Origin of the sequence: Streptomyces katrae, from assembly GCF_000966975.1 — a bacterium.
Taxonomy (GTDB): Bacteria; Actinomycetota; Actinomycetes; order Streptomycetales; family Streptomycetaceae; genus Streptomyces; species Streptomyces katrae.
Map to the genome: position 1 here is coordinate 1 of NZ_JZWV01000276.1, position 1,846 is coordinate 1,846.

At 68.6% G+C, this 1,846-nt stretch carries 1 protein-coding gene and 1 pseudogene; one reads left to right on the top strand and one right to left on the bottom strand.

Annotated features, from left to right (window positions below; all coding sequences use genetic code 11):
- Positions 1-138: 138 nt before the first annotated feature.
- A complete protein-coding gene (locus VR44_RS11590) occupies positions 139-567 on the top strand; it encodes an ester cyclase (protein WP_045947357.1) in 429 nt (142 codons plus the stop codon).
- Between the two features lie 280 nt (positions 568-847).
- Here the strand turns inward: VR44_RS11590 and VR44_RS42495 are convergent.
- Positions 848-1,616: pseudogene (locus tag VR44_RS42495) on the bottom strand (metallophosphoesterase family protein).
- Positions 1,617-1,846: the final 230 nt, after the last annotated feature.

Genomic DNA, 1,846 nt, shown 5'->3' on the forward strand with positions numbered 1-1,846 from the left:
TGGACCCGTCCCCTCCGGTGGATTGGTGTAAGGGGCATGAGGAGTGACCCGGTCCGCGCCGGAGCCCGCTGCGAACGCGGCCACCTCCCCGAACGCCCCGAGGCTCACGCGGCACGAACGGAATGCCAGACTTTGCTGATGACCAACGCCAAGGACACAGTCCGCGAGTTTCTCCTGCAGGTGCGATCAGGGCTGCACCCTGACCGGGCCGGTCGCTTCATGGCCGGCCGGGTCCGAGCCCACCAGATCGTCTCGGAGGCACCAGCGGTCGTGGAGCGGACACCGCAGCAGTACGCCGAGCACGTCCAGGAGATGCTCGACGCATACGGCGCCTTCACGCTGACGGTGGACGAGCTCATCGCCGAAGGCGACCGCGTCTATGCCCGCTGGACCCAAGTCGGACGACATGTCGGATCGGTCGACCACTACCAGCCGACCGGTGCGCAGCTCATAGCGATGACCAGTGCGGTCTACCGCGTTGAGGACGGCCTGATCGTCGAGTACTGGATCCAGATCGACCGGCAGGGAATCACCTCCCAGCTGGAGCAAGCCGCTTCCGCGCGCTGATTTCAGACTCGATCCGCAGGCATTGTGCGGACGCCGGGCGCTCTGTTGGCGGCTTGCCGGGCTGGTGGTTTGCCTCTTCCCGGAGGCCTGCCGGGTGGTGACCGGCCCGGCGTGCCGCGTCCGGGTGGCTGCCGCCGGTCACGGCCTCGACCACCTGCTGAGCGAGGGACGACCGCGCCCCATTCCCAGTCCTTGGCCTGCCGTGTCGCACCGTCGGCTCGCAGGCGTCGCGGATCGGGTGGCCGGTGTTCGGCTGCGCCCTGTCGCGGCCGGGAGCGGGTCACGGGCTGTGGTCGCGTCCGTCGCGGGGTGCGAAGGCTGTGAGGGCTTCGACGTCGCTCGCGCGGGCGTGCAGGAAGTAGTCGGCCGTCGGCCCATGCGGTGATGTCGGGGTAGGACGAGTCCCGGCTGAGCCGGGTGGCTGCGGCATGGAGGTCGAAGTGCGTGGTGCGAAGCTCGATGCCCGGGCCCAGGAGGGCCCAGTGCGCTCCAGCCCGTCCGTAGGGCATACCGACGCTGCCGGGGTTGATCACGAGACGGCTGTGGGCGAGGCGGACGAACGGCATGTGGGTGTGGCCGCAGACCACGGTGCGGATATCGGCATCGAGTCCCTCGAAGACCTCCTCCCAGCGGTCGAGGCGGGAGTCGACCAGGACGACCTCCTCGTCGTCGCGGGGGGTGGCGTGGCAGAACAGCACCTTTCCCAGGCCCTTCACAGTCAGGGAGAGTGATCGTGGAAGCGAGTTGAGAAGGTCGAGATGGTCCTCGCGGAGTTGCTCGGCTGCCCAGGGGGCGATCGGGTCGGGGATCGTTTCGCGTTGTCCCCGGCGGTACTCGAGGAGTTCGCGGTCGGCGTTGCCGCTGATCCACACGACGCGGTCGCCGAGGCTGGTCAGCAGGTCGAGGACCTGGGTGGGTTGCGGGCCGGCGGTGATGTCGCCGGTCAGCACGATGCGATCGGCGGTGCCGAGGTCTGGTTCGGCGAGTACTGCTTCCAGGGCAGGCAGGACTCCGTGGATGTCGGACAGAACGGCTACACGGCTCAGCATGCTCACCACTGTCGGCCGGAAGCGGCCGCGGGGTGTGATCTTTCGCCGCGCGCGTAGTTCCAGAGGGGGCAGTTGGCCCCGGCACTGACAGCCCCAGCCCGAGTTCGGTCCACCGCCCGCACCCTCGGGTGTAGAGGGCGACCGCTGGGGAGGCAAGTCCGAAGCTGACGAGCCCGGTCCATACGCGTCTGGCCATCGCGGATCACCACCTTGACCCTGTCTCTTATACA